Below are 19,306 nucleotides of genomic sequence, written 5' to 3' on the forward strand. Positions count from 1 at the left end.
CCTCTTCCTTATGCCATCACGTCGATGGAGGCTGTGGGGCCGTACCAGGTCGGTACGGTCGTGCGTTCTGGGGTGTGTGCACCGGCGCCTGCGCCCTCGAGGGCCGAAACGGATGCTCGTTCCCTGCCGGATTGGCCCGGCTGCTGGCCCTGATCTCGCGAGCTATCCGCCTGGTTGCGCGAGGACAGGTCGAGGCTCGCGCCCGTCATGCCTGAGCCGGCCAGGTCGCGCTTCAGCTCTGGCAGGATCGAGCGCAACGCGTCTCGCCCTGCGTCGTTAGGCGCGAAGAGCTCCACCCTGATTCCCTCACTGCCGACATGAGCGCGAACCGTGACGGGGCCGAGGTTGTCTGGGGTGATCGAAATGGTCATGACATGCTCACCATGAGCGGCATTCGCGAGGCTGAACAGCGGCCTGGCAATCTGCGTGGAGAGCGGCGCTTGCGCGAGCTGATCTGCCTGGGCGTTCTGGCTGGCAGCGACATTCGCGGTCGCCGCAGCATATGCGACGGCTGGGGTCGCGATGCCGCTCGGGACGACGGATGGGGCAATCGTTCCCTGCGTCGGCTGGCCGGCTCCGTTTTGCGCGGAGTCGGACTGCTCGCCCGCATCTGCTGACGCGCTGGAGAGAGCTGGCGCGACCTGTGCCTCAGACGCCAGCGGCGCTGTCGCCACCTGGGCGACGGGCGATGCTGCCTGCGCTGGTGCGACCGCGGGCGCACTGCCCGGTGTGGTCACGCTGCCGACCGGCGCCGTCTGGACGGCATCTGGTTGCACCGCCGCCTGCGGAATCTGATGGTTTGCCACCGGCTGCGCCTGCGCTCCCGGTGCGACGGATGCGGCGGGTGAGGCTGCGGCAGCCGCCGCGGCGAGCGGGGCGCTGTCACGCGTCGCCGCTGCGGCATCACCCACGGCGGCGTCGGCCACGGCATCGGTTTCGGGGCCGGTGAACACACCGCCTGCGACACTATCGGTGCCTGCCGCGCCCGGAGTGACAGCCAGTGGGGCTGCGCCCACGACGATATCTGCTGCACTGACACCGGCAGCAGCCGAACCGTCGATGTCGGCCGGCGTCACAGCAACGGCCAGACCGGTGGGAACGACCAGGCCGGTGGGAACGACCAGTCCGGCGGGGATCACCAGTGCGGTGGGAACCGGCTGGGTGGGCTGGGCGTCAGCCTGCGGCTGTGCCACCGGAGCGTCTACGTCCCCAGCAACGGGGGCGACAGTGTCGGCATCCGCTGAATCTTGAGCGCCACGCGACGCCGAGTTGCCGCGCTCTGCGCGGGGTGAAGGGCCACCCAGCGCTCCCTGTAGCGCTGACGCGAAGTCACGGGAGCCGTCGGCGCGAGCGGCGGAGCTCGACGACGACGTCGAGGCTCCCCCGCGGGCCGGCTGAGGAGCCGTGGCCAGTGAACCGGGAAGAAGAGTCATGCGACCCCTCCCTTAGCTAGGGCGGCAAGTGCCGCGGAAACGAGATCGGTACTGCCGGTGGCCGCGGAGAGCGACGACGTCGCCGTGGCGGCAGCGGTTCCTGTGGGGATGATGCGTCTGATGGTGACGATGTCTGCATCCGTCATATAGGCGTCGACAAGACTGACCGTTCGACCCTCGTAGGGAGCGTGGATGACCTTGTTGTTGCCCGCATAGATGAGGACGTGGTCGCCGCCCTCGGTGACGATCAGGTCGCCAGGTTGCGCCTCGGCCAGCGAGCCGACCTCTGTGCCGACGGTCATCTGACCAGAGACAAGGCGCGGAACGTCGATCCCGAGGTCTGCGTATACGCGTTGCACAAGACCGGAGCAGTCCATCCCAGAGGAGTCCTCTCCCCCGAAGACATAGGGCACGCCGAGATATTTTGAAGCGGATGCGACCACGTCGGTCCCCGTCGCGTTCGTCGGGTTCGCGATCGTCGTTCCCCCGGTCGCCGTGGTGCCGCCCAGGGCTGCGAGTGCCTCTGCGAAGAGCGCTGAGGACGATGCCGAACTGGTGTCGGTTGCCGTGGTGCTCGTAGTCGCGGTCGTCGATACCGTCACGCCAGAGACCTGCAACAGGGTGGCCTGGATCTCGCCGATGCGCAGCATCGTGTCGCTCATGCTCATCGGGCTCCCCCTGAGCTGTCGCGGTGCCATGACGTTGACGCGATTTCGTTCAACACGAGCTGCTCGGCCTTGAGCGCATCGGCGATGACGGTGGCGTTGTGCCTGGTTTCAAGCTTTTCGAGGCTGAGTGTCTGGGCACGCGCGGCGTCGAAAACCTGCTGCGCCTCGCTCGCGGTTGCCTCATGGTGGCGCGCCAGCGACGACAGGTCGGCGAGCATGCTTCGCGATGAGGCGCGGGCGGCGGCCAGTGCGTGCAGCGCTTCTGTGCTGGTGGCATCGGTCGCGGTCACGCCGAGCGCGGTGCGCGTCTTCGCCTCGCTCGCGGCGTTCTGCTGGATCCGCAGGTTGGCCGCAGCCAGGTCACCTGCGGCCTGGTCTTGTTGCGCGTGGCGGAGTCGCAGGAGTCCGGCGAGGGAGAATTGAGCAGCCATCATGAACCTCCGAGCATGCTGTTGAGTCGAGTGAGCTGGTCCCAGGCATCCGGAGCGCTGGACTGGTCGTCCATCCGTTGCTGGAGGAAGGCGTTGATCGCGTCTTCGTGCTCCACCGCCGCGTCGACGAGGGGGTTGGTGCCGCGCTGGTATGCGCCGACGTCGAGGAGGTCCTGCGCGTTTCGCCTGGCGGCGAGCACCGTGCGCAGGCGACCTGCCTGGCGAATGAGCTCGGCTGACGTGACCTTGGTGGCCACCCGCGAGATGGAGCCGAGCACGTCAATGGACGGGAAGTGACCGAGGACGGCCAGCTTGCGGTCGAGCACGACGTGGCCGTCGAGAATCGACCGTGCGGCATCCGCGATCGGCTCATTGTGATCGTCGCCATCGACAAGAACGGTGTACACGCCGGTGACGGACCCGGTCTCTGCCGTTCCTGCCCGCTCAAGCAGCTGGGCGAGCACGGAGAACGTCGATGGTGGATATCCGCGAGTGGCGGGCGGCTCTCCGACAGACAGGCCGATCTCACGCTGGGCCATGGCCACCCTGGTGAGGGAGTCCATCATCAGCATCACGTCTTTGCCCTGGTCCCTGAAGGACTCAGCAATCCGAGTCGCGACGAACGCTGCACGAAGTCGCATCATCGCTGGCTCGTCTGAGGTCGATACGACAACGATCGACTTAGCCAGGCCTTCTGCACCGAGGTCGTCTTCGAGGAATTCCCGCACCTCACGTCCGCGCTCACCGACGAGGGCGATCACAGACACCTCGGCATCCGTTCCCCTGGCGATCATCGACAGCAGCGACGACTTACCAACACCTGAGCCGGCGAACAGGCCCATGCGCTGGCCCCTGCCCATAGTTGTCATGGTGTCAAGGACACGAACGCCCAGTTGCAGCGGCGTGTCGATCCGGGCGCGGTGCATGGCTGATGGTGTCTCGTTGTGCAGCGGAACCATCGCCGCGTCAACGAGCGGTCCTTTGCCGTCGATAGGCCGGCCGAGACCGTCGAGAACGCGGCCGAAGAGTCCGACGCCCGTCGGCACCCGAAGCGGCAGCCCTGCTGAGCGCGCCGGAGCACCGGCGTTCACGCCGTTCAGTCGTCCGAGCGGCATGCAGCGGATGCCTTCCCGCGTGGTTGCAATCACTTCGGCGTCGACGGGGTCGTCATCGCCAACGCTGACGAGGTCACCGATGGAGCAGTTGAGCCCCTGGATCTCGAGGCCAAGTCCCACGATGGCGGAAACAACGCCGACGCGTTCCGGTGCGCTGGCGCGACGTGCGGCGTCGAGGGTGAGGAAGGTGTCCTCAAGCAGGAGCGTCATGGGTTCTCCTGCCGGAGTGCGGTTGTCGCGCGCGCGAGCGCCGTCCCGATCCGGGCGTCGAGGAATCCGTCTGGATACTCAGCGATGGCGTCGCCGCGAGCCAGAGAGGGATCGGCGACGAAGTCGACACCCGCATGGTCACCGATGGCCCCCTGCAGCACGCCGAGATCATCGGGGTTCAGGCGAACCGAGAGCACGGTCTGCGGGTCTGCGCCGCTGAAGGCGCGCGCCAGGGCAGCCCGTGCCGAGCGCTCTGTGTCCTGGAGCTCACAGCAGAGGATCGCTTCCGCGATCTGGATGGCCGTCTCGGCGAGCACAGACCGCACATCGTCCAGCACGGGAACCGTACGAAGGAGCAGCGCTTTCGTGGCCTGGTTCAGCACGCCGAGAGCGCGATCGATCCTGGCCTGGTCATGCCGCAGGGACGCCTGGTGCTCTGCCTGCTGCCTGGCCAATTGGGCATCCGCTTCTGCCTTGGCCTGTCGCAAACCCTCTGTAAAGCCTGCCGCGTGCCCGCGGACCTTCGCCTGGGCCTCCACCCGTTGCTGCACGTCGCCGCGCAACGTGGGGAAAGCCACGGTAGAGAAGACTGGGTTAGCTGACATAGTCGTCCTCGTCACCGCGGAGCACGGTAATGCTCCCCTGTGCTTCAAGGTCCCTGATCGAGCGCACGATCGACGAGCGCGCTTCCTCGACCTGCGACATGCGCACAGGGCGTGCAGTGGCGATCTCGTCGTCGAGGAGCTCCTTGTTGCGCTCTGAGAGGTTGGCGCGAATGACTTCAACGACCTGCTCTGACGCGCCCTTCATGGCGGTCGCGAGGATGTCGGCTCCGATGCCACGCAGCACCTGCTGCACATCACGGCCTTCCAGCTTGACGATGTCGGCGAAGGTCAGCATGCGCGACCTGATCTCTTCAGCCAGGATCGGGTCTCGTGCTTCGAGTGCTTCGAGGAGCTCACGCTCTGTCGACACGTCTGCGCGGTTGATGATGTCGACGAGTGGCTGGATGCCGCCGACGACTTCAGCTGAATCCTTCGACACCACGGCACCGGCACGGATCTTGAGGGTGTCTGCCACGATCTTGACGGCCTCAGGGGACGAAGCACCCATGGTCGCGATGCTCTGGGCAACGTCGGTTCTGAGCGACTCGTTGAGTCCGGTGATCACCGCTGAGGCGTGTTCAGGGCGAAGGTGAGCGAGCACCAGCGCTGCGGTCTGGGGCAGTTCGCCGTCGAGCAGCGTTATCAACTGGCTGGGTTCCGCAGAGTCAAGGAACTCGAATGCCTTGCCGGCCATCGACGAGGTCACCCTGTTCATGACGCCCGCTGCCTTCTCGGCACCGAACGATGCTTCAAGCAATCCGACTGCAGCATCATGGCCACCGCGGCCGCTGAACTTGCCCTTGGTGGAGAGTTCATGGAACTCGGCCATGGCGCTTTCAGCAACGGAGGCGTCGACGCGGCGCAGCCTGATGATCTCGGCGGCGATCTCTTCTGCCTCGCCGTCATTGAACTGGGACATCACAACGGCGGCCCGCTGCTGGTCCATATTCATCAGCACGACGGCGACCTTCTGGGTGCCGGTCAGTGGTGCGCCGCTCACGATGGTCATACGGTCTGCCTGTCATCCATCAGACTGCGGAGGAATTCTGCAGTCTGTAGCGGGTCGCGTGCGGCCATTGCGTCGATCTCTGCGCGCTGGCGATCGCTGTCGTTCGCGTCTGCGCCGAGCACCGGAAGCGGCAGTGGCGTAGTCGCCTCAATCCCGATCGGCGTGGTCGCCGCCTCGTCGAGAGCCGGCCTCGACTCCATGAATTCACCGAGTTCGATGGCTTCGCGAGTCTGCCTGTTGTTGCGGCGGGCGTAGAGGATCACGCCGGCCACGAGGGCGCCAAGCACGCCGAGCACGATGATGCCGATCTTCAGGATGTCGGCGAAGCGGCTCGCAGCGGCTTCAGCCTTTGCAGCGGCGATGGCTTCGGCCGCAGCAGCAGCGCTCGCACCGTTGAATTCGACGACCTCAACGGTCACGGCGTCGCCGCGTGCAGCATTGATGCCGGCCGCAGAGGCGACCAGGGAGGTGACATCGGCCACACGAATGCCGTCTGCGGCATCCTTGTTGAGGGCAACAGACACCGTCTGGCGGTTGAGTGCGCCAGCCGGGATCGAGCGCGACTCTGTGACCTTGTTCACGGCGTTGTTCTTGGTGGTGTCTTCAGACTGGAACGTGCCGTTCCCGTCAGCGTCACCGGGCACCGCAATGTTGTCTGGGCCGAGCACGCCGGCCGCCGTTCCGCCTGTTCCGGTGTAGCTCTCGGTTGTGGTTGCCTCGTTCAGCGCCGGGTTTCCCTCTGGGGCTTCGAAGGTCTCCTCTACCCGCTCGGCCGATTCGTAGCTCATGTCGGCTGCGACGACGACAGTGGCGTTGCCCGGTCCGACAACCCTGTCGAGCATGGTCTGCACCGATGCCCGAACACGGGCTTCGTAGTCGGATGCCTGCGAGTCTGCAGATCCGGTCGCTCCGACGCCGACGGCTGACAACACCTCACCGTTAGCGTCGATCACGGCGACGTCGGTAGCCAGCATGCCGTCAATCGAGGCTGAGGTGAGGTGCACGATGGCCTGAACCTGGTCACTCGTCAGGGTGACGCCGTTCTGGGTTTCCACGAAAACGGATGCCGTTGGATCGTTCTGCTCTGCGACGAAGACGCTCTCTTCTGGGATGGCCAGTTTGACGGATGCCGTCTTCACGCCCTTCATCGCCTGGATGGTGGACGCGAGTTCACCTTCGAGCGCTCGCTTGTACGTGACCGACTGCTGGAACTCACTCGAGGTGACCCCCATCTGGTCGAGCAGGGAATACCCGCCCGTCGATGACGACGGCAGTCCTGCCGCCGCAGCGGTGAGCCGCTCCTGGTACACGCTTTCCTCCGGAACGAGGATCGTCGCTCCCCCGTTGGTCAGCTCGTACGGGACGTTGTCGCTCCGCAGCTGTTCGACGATGGTGCTGGCATCCGTTGCACTCAATCCGGAGAACAGCGGCGTGTATGACGGCTTCATCGCCCACATGGTGAGCGCGGCGATGCCGAGTGCGAGCACGGCGAGCCCGATGAGCGCGACAGTGCGCTGGGCGATCGTGAAGGCGCGAATCGTCTCTGACAGGCGTCGGAACGCTGAGGTTACCTGGGTCGGCATTATGCCTGCATTCTCATAATCTCGTTGAACGCGTCAACGCCCTTGTTGCGAACGGTTGCGACGAGTTCCAGGGTGACCTGTGCGCGGCTTGAGGCGAGGGTTGCGTTGTGGATGTCGTCGAGGTCGCCGGTGACGGCCTGGATGGCGAGTTCGTTCGAGGTGGACTGCAGCTGCTGCACGTTTTCGACGGCACCCGTGAGTGATGTGCCGAAGGCAGAGCCATCGGTCGACGCTGCGGGCTGGACGGCGGCGAGGTAATCGGTGGCGGTCACGCCTGACACGGCTGCGACGGGGGCGATGGTCATCAGGAGCGTCCGATCTGAAGTGCTGCTTCGTACGTGGTCTTTGCGCGGTCGACGACCGCTGCGCTGGCCTGGTAGCCGCGCTGGGCAAGGATGAGCTGGCCCATTTCGGATGCCAGGTCGATGTCTGGGAGGCGGACGTAGCCGTCTTCGTCTGCCAGGGGGCTGTCAGGCTGGTAGGTCAACCGGCCCTCAGCGTCGCCTGCTGCGGTGCCTGCCACGTAGACGCCGCTCGTGCCCTGCCCTTCCTGGGCAATGACGTAGCGGGCCTGGAACGCGGCGCCGTCTGTGCTCGTCGCCGTGTTGATGTTGGCAATGTTGTCGGCGACAGCGTCCAGCCACTTACGGTGGACGGTCATGCCTGTGCTGGCGATTCCGATCGCGTCGAACGTCATCAGCTGGTCTTCATCGCTGTGCGGACGCTCGCGAACTGGCCGTTGGCCGCCTGCGTCGCGAACTGGTAGCGGAGCACCGTGTCGACATTCGACAGTGTCTCTGTGTCAAGGTTCACGTTGTTGCCGTCGAGGCGGGTGGGTTCGAGTGACCTCGCAGTTGTGGCGACAGTCGATCCGTCGCCGTCTGCAACGGATGCCGCGAGTGCGTCTTCGAACGCGACACGCTTGGCGTGGTAGTTCGGCGTGTTCACATTGGCGATGTTGTTGGCAATGGTCTTCTGGCGAAGGGCCAGGCCATCCAACGCGCTGGTGAGCGCAACAGAGGTCACCGAATCAAACACGAATACCCGCTTCTTGGTCTGGGAACAAGTGGCCGATCCATGGCCGGGAGGTGAGCGATCCGTGCTCCCCCTTAGCTATCGGCCCGGTTCGGACTTTCGTAAGGAGGGCTTGAAAAAGAAGCTGGGTATGGGCGGACTTCCCCGGTCGCGCTAGCCGGTGACGTCGAGGTAGATCGCTGCAGACGGGGCCCGCATCGCCGGTACAGAGCGGATGGCGGCCAAATGCCGCGCGACCTCGTTCCTGGCGGATTCAAGCTCAGCGCTCAGCTCTCGCTGACCCGCCAGCAGCTGCTGTGCGCGCTCCACGAGCTCGGTGGGAATCGGTCCGAGACCGACCGGCGGAGTCCAGTCCGCGAGCGGATGAGCGGCTACATCTGAAGCTGAATCGGGAGCGGGCTCTGACTCCGCTTCTGCATATCCGTCTGCCTCCGCCGCGGCGAGGCCGAGACGATGTTCAAGGTCATCGAGCGCGCCAGCCCACGCTGTTGCATTCCGATGGTCAGACGCTGGGGCGTGATCAGGCAAAGCCGAGAGTTCCCGTTGCGGATGCCGGGCGAGGCGTGGTCGGCATGTGCTGCGCCGCTTCATGCCAGCTGAGGCGTAGCGGCTCGAGCAGGTCGACGCATTCCCGGGTACGCAGCACATCGCGGTTCACATTGGCGCTGATGAGCGCCGTCGACACATAGGAGTACAGGGCAGACAGGCCTTCGGCGCCGTCCCACACATCAGCGTTGAGCGACGATGCCAGCTCAGAGATGATCGCCTGTGCGTGCAGCAGGTTTTCAGAGGCGACGGTCCAGTTACCGACGGTCTGGGCGGCATCCGCACGACCCAGATCGAGCAGCAGCCTGTCGTACAGCATGGTCAACAACCGTACGGGGCTGGCCGACAGCACGGCTTCCCTGTTGTACTTCGATCGTTGCGCCTCTGCCTGGCTGGTATTCATGGTGTTCCCTAGGATTTGGAGGAGTTCAGCGACGCGAGCTGCGAGGTGAGCCAGCTCTGCTGGGTGCTCAGTGTGCCCAGCTGAACTTCCATTGCCGTGTATGTCTTTTCGAGCGATGCGCGACGAGCGGTGAGGCGACGGTCCCAGTCAGTTACCTGGTCGCCGAGGTTCTTGACGAGGGATTCCTGGCTGGAGATCTTGGTGGTGAGCGAGCCGTCATATTTGTCAGACAACTCGGTGGCCACGACAGAGACGCGCGACGCGATTTCCTGCAGCGCGACCTGCATTGCGGCGGGATCCTTGGTCAGGGACGCCTGGAACTTCTCGGCGTCAAAGTCGAAGGTTCCAGACTTGTTGATGACAATGCCGTACTCGGAGGGTGAAAAACCGTTGATCGGCAAGGATGCAGCAGAGGTGAGCCGCTGGTTGACCCCGCGAACGGTGCTGTCACCGGCGAGCACGCCGGCGGATGTCGTCGTCTTCCCAGAAGAGTCGGTGGCGGTGGTCACCTTCGTGCTCGTCTTGATGAGGTTGAAGATGTCGTTCAGCGCGGTCACCAGGTCGGAGGCCAGCTTCGACACGGCTTTGTCGTCGCGGGCGACAGTCAACGTGATCGGGTCTGCACTCACCGCGGTAACGGTGACAGAGACGCCGGGGAGCACGTCGGCGAAGGTATTGGTGGCTGAGGTGATTTTCTGTTCCGCAGCGGTTCCAGCCCAGAGCGTGATCTCGGCGTTCTGCGCAGTCTTGAGGGCCGTCGTCGCCAGGGCGGTGCCCGTGCCTGCGCCCTGATAGAGGGAGAACGCGCCGGCGTCACCCGTGGTCTTGCCCTCGAACTGCAGGCGGAACTCGCCGTTGCCGATCGAAACCTTGGTGGCCGTCACGCCGGCGCCCGATTTGTTGATGGCAGCGACCATGTCGTCAAGCGACGTGGAATCCGCAGTGATCTCGGTTGCCGTGCCGTCACTGCCGACAATGGTCAGCACGGCAGGCGACTCCGGCCAGGCACTCATGGGTGCAGACAACGACCGTTGCGCCTGGGCCGTCTTGCCAACGGTGAAGTCGATCTGCCCGGCCTGGGCTCCCGCTGCAACAGCGGTCGTCACGGTTGTCGAACTGGCCGTCCCTGTGAAGAGGTCGAACGACGTGGGCTTCGCGGCGGCCGCTGAGAGCGTCGCGAGGCTTGCGATCTTGGCGTTCAGGTTCTGCAGCGCGGTGACATACGCCTGCGTTGAGGTGACCTTGGCCTTCAGCAGCGTCTGCGGAATGGCCTCGACCTGCATGAGCGAGTTGATCAGGGCCGTCGTGTCCATGCCACTGATGAGACCGTCGATTGCGAGGTTTGACGCCATTACAAGTCCTTTGCTGAATCATGTATGCGCCAACAGACGCTGGGTAAAGCCAAAAAGCCGGTGGCGATCACGTATGAGGTCCAGTTCATCCGCGATCGCCACCAGCTCGTACCTGTTTCCAGGTGTTTGTCGAGCTGCTTTCTGAGGTGAGTGAAACTACTCAGAATTGGCCCAGCTAGCTACGTCCTTAGTTACTGGAGGAGCTGCAGAACGCCCGAGTTGGACTGGTTCGCCTGCGCGAGCATGGCGGTACCGGCCTGCGACAGGATGTTCGCACGGGTGTAGTTGACCATTTCAGAAGCCATGTCCGTGTCGGTGATGCGCGACTTTGCAGCTGACAGGTTCTCCTTGGAGACGTTCAGGCTGTTGATCGTCGACTCGAAGCGGTTCTGAACAGCACCGAGGTTGGCGCGTGCCGTTGAGATGTTGGTGATCTGCGTGTCGAGCACCAGGATCGACGCTGCAGCGTTTGCTGCGGAGTCGAACGTCAGGGCGCCAACAGCGGTTGCGACGGCACCCGTGTTCGCGGTGCCGAGGTCAACGGTGATCTGGTCTTCTGCAGCAACGCCGCCTGCACCGACCTGGAACGTGAGGCTGGTTGCACCAGTCTTTGAACCATCAAGCAGCTTGATGCCGTTGAAGTTCGAGGACGCGCCGATGCGGGTGAGCTCGCTGGTCAGTGCGGTGACTTCAGTCTGGATCGCGGTGCGCGAGTTAGCGTTGTTCGAGTCGTTGCCGGCCTGAACTGCGAGGTCGCGAACACGCTGCAGGATGGAGTGCACCTCGGTCAGGGAGCCTTCAGCGGTCTGGATGACCGAGATGCCGTCCTGGGCGTTGCGGGCTGCAACGGTGATGCCGTTCACCTGTGAACGGAGGCCTTCTGAGATAGCGAGGCCGGCTGCGTCATCCGCTGCGCGGTTGATGCGGAGGCCACTGGACAGCTTCTCAAGCGACTTCGACAGGCTGTTCTGCGTGTTGGAGAGGTTGCGGTAAGCGTTGTTAGCCGCGGTGTTGGTGTTGATCTGCATACCCATAGTGATGTCCTCCGTGAGTGGGTTGGTATAACCGGCCCATCCATGGGCTGGCACTGTGATCTATCGACCGGCCGTCATCATCCGTTAGACGATGTGCCAGAAAATTGTCAGAGACGTCAGGATGCTGCTGACGCAACGCCGCGGTCGTTCGCGAACCGGGCGATGCCCACGACGGCCTGCTCTGAGAGCCTGGCCAGATATGCACTCCGACCGGCGACGGCAATTCGAGACTCTGGGACGTATTCGGTGTCCGGTGAGTCTGAGTAGTGGGTACCGAAACCGTCACGAAGCAAGCGGATGGCTTCTGCACGCTGCTGGGACACGGCGGAGTGGGTGGTCCCCAGCTCCTCCGCGACCTCTTTAACAGTGCGCTCTCCGAAGTAGACCTGTTCAACGACGTAACGCATCTTCTCCGGCAGCGCTGAAACGGATGCGTGCAGGTAGCGGAGCTTCTCGCCGGACAACAGGCTGTCTTCTGGCAGCACGGTCTCTGCGACCAGGAACTCTGCCGTCACGTCGTCGAGCGTCGAGAGCGTACGAGAGGCGTCAGCGATACCGGCGAGTGCCTCTGCCTTGTCCACACCGAGCGCGTCAGCGATCTCGTCAACCGTCGCGGTCCGACCGAGGGCCGCGGCCAGCGTCTCCTGCACTCCGAGGGTTTCCTTGATGCGTCGGCGAGCTGAGCGTGTTGCCCAGTCGAGTGAGCGCATCTCATCCGCGAATGCACCGACGATGCGGCGGCGGGCGAAAGCGCCGAAGGGAATTCCGAGTTCAGGCTTGAAGGCGTCGGCAGACGTGATCAGCGCCACAGCACCGGCCGAGGCGAGGTCGTCCCTGTCGAGGTGCCTGGCCTTCGACCAGACCTCTGAGACGAGGTAGCCGACGAGCGGGAGGTTCTCTACCACGAGCGCGTTACGTTCATCGCGATTCATTGATTTACCCCTGTGACTTGAGATGGATATCGGTGCAGCGTGCCGGGAAGAGCAACGGCAGACTGCGGGTGCGGGGTAAGCGCGGATTCAGAGCGGTGCTGGTGTACAGCAGGTGTTCGCATCTGGATGTTCGAGTTCCTGGAAGCTGATGCGTCGTCGCTGTGATTACAAGCTAACAATCAAATGGCGATTTTTTCGGCGATCGGTGCCCCCCTTACGGGTCAAACGCTGTCCTCTCTTTTGTGGACACGTCTCGGGGTCATTTCGGGATCAATCGCTAACATGGGGCCTGTTCCTGCCGACAGTGGTTCACGCAAGGGTGTCGATTTCCCCGCCCGTCGAGCACGAACGAGAGAGAAGGAGAAGCATCGTGAGCGCCACCGAACTGTCAGCGCTACTCTGGCGCGAGCGTGAACTCCTGGAGCTCCTGGTCTTCAAGCTCGAAGAAGAACAGTTGCTGCTCACCGCAGGAAAGACTCGTTGGATCCAGCACGCCACCCGCGAGGTGGAGCAGGTCATGAACAAGCTGCGCGAGAGCGGCCTCAGCCGCACCGTCGCCGTCGCAGAGCTCGCCCTTGAATGGGGCACCGCCGAAGATGCAACACTCCGCGACATTGTCAGCCATGCTCCAGACGGCCCGTGGTCGGAAATCTTCATGGCCCACCTCGCTGCGCTCAGCGACCTGACCGGGCAGATCAGGGAACTGCGAGACGTCAATTTGCAGTTCCTGCGCTCAGCCGCCCGTTCTACGCAAGAGACCATGGCGAACATCGACACAAACGCCGCCACGTACGACGCCACCGGAACGACAGATTCAGCTCGCCACGGCGCACGATTCTTCGACCAGAAACTGTGAGGATGTCCCGATGAGTACCTTTAGCGGATTGAACACCGCCTATACAGGGTTGGCTGCAGCCAAACTGGGCTTCGACATCGTCGGCCAGAACGTGTCGAACGCCGACGTCGTTGGCTACACGCGTCAGCGCGTGTCGACATCAGCGGTTGCTCCGCTCAATTCCATGGGCTTGTTCAGCAACGGCTTGCGCCCTGGCCAGGGAGTGTCGATTGACGGCATCGCCCGTCTCGGCAACTCGACGCTTGACGCACAGGTTCGGTTCTCAGCGGGCGGCGCCGGCTACACGGCAGTTCGCGCGAACGTCATGACCGCGCTGGAGACGTCCCTCAACGAGCCGGGAAAAAACGGTATTGCCAGCCAGCTCGGCGACTTCTGGGCCGCATGGGGCGACCTGACCAATGACCCAGATGAATCCGCACAGGGCGGGCTGGTCATCAGCGCGGCCAGGACGCTGGCGTCGACCATCGCCTCTGGATACAACGCTGTCACCAGCCAATGGGCATCGACACAGTCGGATCTCGCCGGCATGGTCAAGGAAGTCAACGCAACCGCAGCGCAGGTTGCCGATCTCAATGGGCGCATCCGCACGATGGTCGCTTCGGGCAGCTCTGCGAACGAATTGATCGATGCCAGGAACACGATGACGACAACACTCGCCGCCCTCACCGGCGGCACCGTGCGCGAGTTGCCCGATGGCACCGTTGACGTGCTTGTGGGTGGCAACCCGTTGGTGACAGGCACGATGTCCCAGGAACTCACGCTCACCGGCTCTCCCACGTACGCTGGTTCGGCCGGCGCGCCTGTGCAGGTCGAGTGGGCCAGGCGCCCCGGTGTCTCAGTCGCCGTCGACGGTGGAGAGATCGGCGGCTCGCTGACCATGCTGGCGCCGACCAATGCCGCCGGAACGGGTGGAGCACTCGCCGAAGCTGCAGCCTCATACGACAAGCTGGCCACGGCACTCGCCCAACAGGTCAACGCGATCCACCAGACAGGCGCAACGGCGACTGGCACCGTCGGACTCGACTTCTTCCAGTTCGATGCCACCAGGCCTGCCCTGTCACTGACCGTGATCCCGACCAGCCAGGCGGAGATCGCCTCAGGACTGCCGGGGGCCGGCGGTAACAATGGCGCGATCGCAGATGCCATCTCCCAGATCGGTATTGCGGCTGGGTCCCCCGACAAGCTGTGGGCGGCATCCGTCACCGACATCGCCGTCGCGAGCAAGACGACGCTCAAGCAGGCCGTGCTTGCTGACATCGCGTCGACAACGGCCACCAATGCCCAGCTGTCCAACTCCGCCGTCGATCTCGACGAAGAGAACATCTCGATGCTCACGTACCAGCACGCGTACCAGGGTGCAGCGAGGGTCATCACTGCAATCGACGAGATGCTCGACACTCTCATCAACCGCACCGGAATTGTAGGGCGCTAAGCCATGATCTCTCGCATAACGACCAGCGCGCTCATGCGCTCCTCGCAGCGCAACCTGCAGGCAAACCTCTCGACGATGGCCAGGCTCCAGGACCAGGCCACGTCGCAGAAGCTCATCACCAAGCCGTCTGACGACCCGACGGGCACCTCAAACGCCATGGCCGTCCGCGGCGAGCAGCGTGCGGCCAGCCAGTACACGCGCAACGCCAGCAATGGCAACAACTGGCTCACAACCGTCGACTCCGCGCTGGGAACCGCCCTGACGCTCATGAACAACGTTCGGGACCAGACAGTGTTGGGTGCGAACGACGGTGCGATGTCGGCCGCCGCCAAAGAGGCGATTGCCGTCGCACTCGAGGGATTTCGAGACGATCTCCTCAAGGTGGCGAACACCCAGTATCTCGGTCGAAACGTCTTCGCGGGCAACTCCGATGCCGGTGCCGCCTTTACCGATGTGGCTGGTGTCATTTCATACACGGGGACAGGAACGGGCGTCGACCGTCGAGTCGACAGCAACTCGACGGTTCGTGTTGATGCTGACGGAGTCGCGGTCTTCGGAACGGGCCCTGCGTCAGTCTTCACTCTCGTCGACTCGATCGTGGCCGACCTGCGCGCAGGCGTGAACGTTGGTCCGCGCCTCGCCGAACTCGATACTCGGATGAAGTCCGTCATCAACCAGCAAGCGGATGTCGGTGCTCGACAGGCGCAGATCATGAAAGCTCAGGAGAACCTGGTGATTAAATCAGCGACGTTGGAGACACAACGATCGACTATTGAAGACATTGACCTCGGCAAGGTGATCCTGGAGTTGAAGCAGGCACAGGTGAACTACCAGGCCGCACTGCAGGTCACCGCGAGCGTGATCCAGCCAACACTGATGGACTTCCTCAGTTGAGCGTCGTACACACCAGCACCGCTCGCCACAGCATCGTGGACAACAGTGTTGCGCTTCGCTTTGTCGCATCGCCTCCTGGGCTTGACCCTCTGGTGGATTTCACCCTCATTCCCATCCCGAATGCTGTTGGGCTGTACTCGATGACCGCAGTACTCGACCCGCAGACACGATTGTTCCTGCTTGATCCCGGCGCGCACTTCTCGGATTACAGCCCGGTGATTTCAGATGAGTACTGCGCCGCGCTGTCGATCCACGCCCCTGAGGACGCCCTGATCCTGGTCGTGGTGAACGCCGGCCCAGAGGGAACCGCGGCCAACCTGGTCGCTCCAATCGTCGTCAACGCCGAGACTGGCATCAGTGCCCAGGTCATTCTCGAGGGTCAGGACTACCCGCTTCGAGCGCTCATCGGGGCTCCCAGAGAAAGCTAGCCGGCCTCTGGCTCACCGGTTGCTGTCTGGTGTCGTGGGGCTCGGCGGCGCAACCAGGAAGCTTCCTCCACCGTATTTCGCGTTCGCGACCGACATGATTTTCGGCCAGATTCGGTGTCGTGCAGTAGCCGCCTGGCCGCTGTCAAAGTACGAGATGCGCTGGTTGGCGTTTCCTGTCACGGCGACGACGGCGACGACCGTGGCCACCTTGGTGCTCGCCCCACTCATCCAGGTGTCCTTTGCACCGTCTGTGGTCCCTGTCTTTCCGATCATCGGGACATTCGGCGTGGTACTGCTGTAGGACTGCCGTGCCGTTCCACTCGACATGACGAGCTGCAGGGCGTAGTCCATTCCCGCGACGACCGAGGGTGGCACCGACTGGGTACACGTCGACGACGGGATCGGCATGTTCGTGCCATCCGCCGCGACGATTCGGTCAATGGCAATCGGGGTGCAGGTGATCCCCCTGTTCGCGATGCCGGCAAACGCAACAGTCATCGTGAGTGGGGCAACCTCGTTGGTTCCAATCACCGAGGATGCGCTCTGCACGAGAGGGTCACCATCCGCTCGATGCACGCCAAAGGCCTCAGCCGTCTTACGGATGCCGCACAAGTCGAGCCGCTTTGCCATGCCGATGTAGCCGGTGTTGATCGAATTGATCGTCGACTCGAGCGCCGTGTAGTTGCCGCCCGCTTCGTCGGCGTCGTTCTTGGGGTTCCAGTGCTCGCTGTTGTAGTTCTGCGGGCCCAGGCAACTGTCCCTGAACGTGCCCCAGTTCGCCTTGGGTGCTGAATCCACCCTTTCACTCAGGGAATGGCCCTCTTTCAGCCATTCGGCGAGGGTGAAGACCTTGTAGGTCGATCCGGGCTGGAAACCCCGAGACCCGCCCTCGTTGAAGTCGGTGTTGTAGTTGACGCTCGTATAGTTGGGGCCCCGTGCCAGCACCTCAGGATCCTGGCTGTAGATCTTGTTTTGCGCCATGGCGAGTACTCGCCCGGTTCCAACCTGCACGCTCGACACGACGGCGCCGAAGTCCCACCCGGGGTACGACTGCGGCACGTTGGCCGACATGGCGCTCACCGCTGCGTGTTGGAGATCGAGATCAAGGGTCGTATACACGTCGTAGCCGCCCCGACGGAAGTTCAGGATTCTTGTCTCCTGGTCTTTTCCAAAAGTCGGATCGTTCTTCAGGATGTGCGTGACGTAGTCACAGAAATACGCTTTGTCCTCAGCTGTCTGGCAGCCGGTGCTCGGCTCGCTGATGGCGGGTTGAATCGGTGCTGCAATCGCCGCATCGTGGTCGGCGGCGGTGATCTTCCCGTACTTCAACATCTGGTCGAGGAGATAGTCGCGGCGGCCGAGATTGGCCTGGTACCCGTTGGCGGCGCCGTTGGTCTCGCTGTCTGGCCGATCGAGCTGAAACTTCACCGGGTTGTTCACGATGGCCATCAGGCTGGTCGCCTGCGACAGGGTGAGGTTCGCAGCCGTGGTGCTGAAGTAGTAGTTCGCCGCTGCCTCAATGCCGTACACCGTTCCGCCGAAGCCTGCGATGTTCAGGTATTGGCGGAGGATGTCGTCTTTGCTGTACTTCTTCTCAACGCCGATCGCCAGTCGCATCTCTCGCAGCTTGCGCTCCGGCGTCGTGGCCGTTGCTTCGTCGTAGCAATCGCTTCTGGACTTCTCGTCCGGGAGCTCCTCACACTTCTGAACCAGCACGTTCTTGACGTACTGCTGTGTGATCGACGACCCTCCCTGCGTCTCATGCCCGGCGGCCGTCAACGTCGCCGCGCGCAGAGTGCCCTGCAGATCGACGCCTTTATGTTCGTAGAAGCGCGGGTCCTCCCCCGCGACCGCCGCGTCCTTCACGTACTGGCTGATGTCGTCCCAGCCGACCTCAACGCGATTCTGGTCGTAGAACGACGCGAGGAGCACCGGGGTTCCGTCTGATTTCGTCGCGTAAATGTTGCTCCGCTGGGCGAGAGGCCCGATCGAGACGTAGTCGGGCAAATTCTCGAAGATGCCAATAGTGTTCGTGGCTGCCATGCCAGTGAGCGCAAGTGCCGGAGCAATGCTGACGGTGAGCAGCATTCCGGCAGCAGAGCTGAGAGCGACGAGCCCGAGCAGGCCGCCGAACGCGCCAGAGAGGGTTCTGGACTTGGTGGTGGGAGGATCGCTCTCGCCAGTGGTGCTCATGATCAACACCCCCAGCGTGATTGTCCGTGAGCCACGGTCTGCGGGGGTTCGGTGATGAACCCCTGTCTGAGTCGAGCTTTAATCGAACCTCACACTGAGCGAGAAGTCCAGAGCTTCACAATCGTTTGGGGGGAAGCGTTTCAGAGACTATGGGGCAAGCGTTTCTGACTACCCGAGGTGAACCTTGGGTGTTGCACGCCGGCGCTCCAGCTTGTCCTTGATGAGCAGCATGGGGAGAAAGAGCGTGGCAATGGCCGTCACGAGCCAGACAATCAAGGTGGCCAGGAGCCAGGTCGACACGCCACTGATAACGAGGCCGCCCGTGAACAGGCTCGCTATCAAGAGCGCGACGAAGGTGGACACCAAGCCGATGCCGCCGAGGAAGGCGGGCGCATTCCTCGCGACCATCTTCGCGACGAACGGCGACAGGATGCTCTGCGCGAGGGCGAAAATCAGCACACTCACGATGAAGCCGCTGAACGTCACCGTGAAGTCAGGAAGAATCAGCCACGCGGCCAACAGCCCGAGCGCTGCTGAGCCCACGAAAATGACAATCCGAAGCAGTATGCGAATCATGCTGTGATGCTATCCGTTCAGCGGGCACGACGCGGGATTTCAGCCACGCGCTTCATCGCCGGAGCTTCGTGAGCTACGGCGCTTCATACGCCGCACGCAGGCCGGCAATGTCGATCTTCTTCATCTGCAGCATGGCCTGCATCACTTTCCCGGCCTTCACCGGATCGCGGTCTCCCAGCAACTCACCGAGGAGCGGTGGAACCACCTGCCAGGACAAGCCGAATTTGTCCTTGAGCCACCCGCACTGGCCCGGTTCTCCACCGGCGGTCAACGCATCCCAGTACTTGTCAATCTCCTGCTGGGTCTCTGCTTTGACATAGAACGAGATTGCTTCGGTGAACGCGTAAAGCGGACCGCCATTCAAGGCTTCGAACTCGACACCCTCCAGCACGAACGAGACCGACATGACGGTTCCGGCGGGCACGGGAGCGCCCTCGCCATAGCGGGAGACGGTGAGGATCTCCGAATTGTCGAAGAGCGAAACGTAGAACGTTGCCGCTTCCTCCGCTTGGCTGTCGAACCACAGAAACGGGCTTATCTTCTGCATGGGATCCACTCCTTATCTCGGCGA

General features: G+C 63.2%; 22 protein-coding genes. 4 read left to right on the forward strand and 18 right to left on the reverse strand.

The annotated features are described in order from the left end of the window. Positions 1–8: 8 nt before the first annotated feature. The 15 genes from AC25Y4_RS06025 to AC25Y4_RS06095 all read right to left on the reverse strand — a co-directional run bounded on the left by AC25Y4_RS06025 (position 9) and on the right by AC25Y4_RS06095 (position 12,356). Entirely contained in the window at positions 9–1,433 is a 1,425-nt protein-coding gene (locus tag AC25Y4_RS06025) for a flagellar hook-length control protein FliK (RefSeq protein ID WP_488119442.1), read from the reverse strand. Next, a complete protein-coding gene (locus AC25Y4_RS06030) occupies positions 1,430–2,101 on the reverse strand; it encodes a C40 family peptidase (RefSeq protein ID WP_488119443.1) in 672 nt (223 codons plus the stop codon). The genes AC25Y4_RS06025 and AC25Y4_RS06030 overlap by 4 nt, the downstream gene beginning before the upstream one ends. Beyond that, complete coding sequence (locus AC25Y4_RS06035) at positions 2,098–2,535, reverse strand: hypothetical protein (RefSeq protein ID WP_488119444.1); 438 nt, start codon at positions 2,533–2,535, stop codon at positions 2,098–2,100. Before AC25Y4_RS06035 ends, AC25Y4_RS06030 begins: the two co-directional genes overlap by 4 nt. Next, on the reverse strand, positions 2,532–3,857 hold the full coding sequence (locus tag AC25Y4_RS06040; protein WP_488119445.1) for a FliI/YscN family ATPase: 1,326 nt from the start codon (positions 3,855–3,857) through the stop codon (positions 2,532–2,534). Before AC25Y4_RS06040 ends, AC25Y4_RS06035 begins: the two co-directional genes overlap by 4 nt. Next, complete coding sequence (locus AC25Y4_RS06045; protein ID WP_488119446.1) at positions 3,854–4,462, reverse strand: FliH/SctL family protein; 609 nt, start codon at positions 4,460–4,462, stop codon at positions 3,854–3,856. Before AC25Y4_RS06045 ends, AC25Y4_RS06040 begins: the two co-directional genes overlap by 4 nt. Continuing rightward, positions 4,452–5,471: a flagellar motor switch protein FliG gene (gene fliG, locus AC25Y4_RS06050; RefSeq protein ID WP_488119447.1), complete on the reverse strand. Its 1,020-nt coding sequence runs from the start codon at positions 5,469–5,471 to the stop codon at positions 4,452–4,454. The genes AC25Y4_RS06045 and fliG overlap by 11 nt, the downstream gene beginning before the upstream one ends. Beyond that, on the reverse strand, positions 5,468–7,054 hold the full coding sequence (gene fliF, locus AC25Y4_RS06055; protein WP_488119448.1) for a flagellar basal-body MS-ring/collar protein FliF: 1,587 nt from the start codon (positions 7,052–7,054) through the stop codon (positions 5,468–5,470). The genes fliG and fliF overlap by 4 nt, the downstream gene beginning before the upstream one ends. Then, a complete protein-coding gene (gene fliE / locus AC25Y4_RS06060) occupies positions 7,054–7,359 on the reverse strand; it encodes a flagellar hook-basal body complex protein FliE (RefSeq protein WP_488119449.1) in 306 nt (101 codons plus the stop codon). Before fliE ends, fliF begins: the two co-directional genes overlap by 1 nt. Continuing rightward, positions 7,359–7,751 (reverse strand): flagellar basal body rod protein FlgC, encoded by a 393-nt coding sequence (locus AC25Y4_RS06065; RefSeq protein ID WP_488119450.1) that lies wholly within the window; start codon positions 7,749–7,751, stop codon positions 7,359–7,361. Before AC25Y4_RS06065 ends, fliE begins: the two co-directional genes overlap by 1 nt. Then, positions 7,751–8,092, reverse strand: coding sequence for a flagellar basal body rod protein FlgB (gene flgB, locus AC25Y4_RS06070; RefSeq protein ID WP_488119451.1), 342 nt, complete (start codon positions 8,090–8,092; stop codon positions 7,751–7,753). Before flgB ends, AC25Y4_RS06065 begins: the two co-directional genes overlap by 1 nt. A 150-nt stretch (positions 8,093–8,242) precedes the next feature. Continuing rightward, positions 8,243–8,617, reverse strand: coding sequence for a hypothetical protein (locus AC25Y4_RS06075; RefSeq protein ID WP_488119452.1), 375 nt, complete (start codon positions 8,615–8,617; stop codon positions 8,243–8,245). Further along, on the reverse strand, positions 8,610–9,038 hold the full coding sequence (fliS, locus tag AC25Y4_RS06080; protein ID WP_488119453.1) for a flagellar export chaperone FliS: 429 nt from the start codon (positions 9,036–9,038) through the stop codon (positions 8,610–8,612). Before fliS ends, AC25Y4_RS06075 begins: the two co-directional genes overlap by 8 nt. Before the next feature lie 8 nt (positions 9,039–9,046). Continuing rightward, positions 9,047–10,390, reverse strand: coding sequence for a flagellar filament capping protein FliD (gene fliD, locus AC25Y4_RS06085; RefSeq protein ID WP_488119454.1), 1,344 nt, complete (start codon positions 10,388–10,390; stop codon positions 9,047–9,049). 191 nt (positions 10,391–10,581) lie between these two features. Further along, the gene (locus AC25Y4_RS06090; protein WP_488119455.1) at positions 10,582–11,424 is read right to left on the reverse strand and encodes a flagellin N-terminal helical domain-containing protein; all 843 of its coding nucleotides are present in this window, start codon (positions 11,422–11,424) and stop codon (positions 10,582–10,584) included. A 116-nt stretch (positions 11,425–11,540) separates the two neighbouring features. Continuing rightward, complete coding sequence (locus AC25Y4_RS06095) at positions 11,541–12,356, reverse strand: sigma-70 family RNA polymerase sigma factor (RefSeq protein ID WP_488119456.1); 816 nt, start codon at positions 12,354–12,356, stop codon at positions 11,541–11,543. 370 nt (positions 12,357–12,726) lie between these two features. On the opposite strand from AC25Y4_RS06095, the gene AC25Y4_RS06100 reads away from it, so the two are divergent. From AC25Y4_RS06100 to AC25Y4_RS06115, 4 genes are read left to right on the forward strand one after another with little or no spacing between them, the layout of a single operon-like run. Next, entirely contained in the window at positions 12,727–13,212 is a 486-nt protein-coding gene (locus AC25Y4_RS06100; protein WP_488119457.1) for a flagellar protein FlgN, read from the forward strand. Between the two features lie 10 nt (positions 13,213–13,222). Continuing rightward, positions 13,223–14,644 carry a flagellar hook-associated protein FlgK gene (gene flgK, locus AC25Y4_RS06105; RefSeq protein ID WP_488119458.1) on the forward strand — a complete coding sequence of 474 codons (1,422 nt, stop codon included), beginning with the start codon at positions 13,223–13,225 and terminating at the stop codon, positions 14,642–14,644. Positions 14,645–14,647: 3 nt separating this feature from the next. Further along, on the forward strand, positions 14,648–15,538 hold the full coding sequence (gene flgL / locus AC25Y4_RS06110) for a flagellar hook-associated protein FlgL (RefSeq protein WP_488119459.1): 891 nt from the start codon (positions 14,648–14,650) through the stop codon (positions 15,536–15,538). Next, positions 15,535–15,966 carry a flagellar assembly protein FliW gene (locus AC25Y4_RS06115; RefSeq protein ID WP_488119460.1) on the forward strand — a complete coding sequence of 144 codons (432 nt, stop codon included), beginning with the start codon at positions 15,535–15,537 and terminating at the stop codon, positions 15,964–15,966. Before flgL ends, AC25Y4_RS06115 begins: the two co-directional genes overlap by 4 nt. A 12-nt stretch (positions 15,967–15,978) precedes the next feature. Here AC25Y4_RS06115 and AC25Y4_RS06120 read toward each other — a convergent pair whose 3' ends face one another. The 3 genes from AC25Y4_RS06120 to AC25Y4_RS06130 all read right to left on the reverse strand — a co-directional run bounded on the left by AC25Y4_RS06120 (position 15,979) and on the right by AC25Y4_RS06130 (position 19,282). Continuing rightward, the gene (locus AC25Y4_RS06120; protein ID WP_488119461.1) at positions 15,979–18,159 is read right to left on the reverse strand and encodes a transglycosylase domain-containing protein; all 2,181 of its coding nucleotides are present in this window, start codon (positions 18,157–18,159) and stop codon (positions 15,979–15,981) included. Positions 18,160–18,327: 168 nt separating this feature from the next. Continuing rightward, complete coding sequence (locus AC25Y4_RS06125; protein WP_488119462.1) at positions 18,328–18,735, reverse strand: hypothetical protein; 408 nt, start codon at positions 18,733–18,735, stop codon at positions 18,328–18,330. 73 nt (positions 18,736–18,808) lie between these two features. Continuing rightward, complete coding sequence (locus tag AC25Y4_RS06130) at positions 18,809–19,282, reverse strand: VOC family protein (RefSeq protein ID WP_488119463.1); 474 nt, start codon at positions 19,280–19,282, stop codon at positions 18,809–18,811. Between the last annotated feature and the right edge of the window lie 24 nt (positions 19,283–19,306).

The sequence above is a fragment of the Leifsonia sp. Y878 genome, from assembly GCF_057669685.1.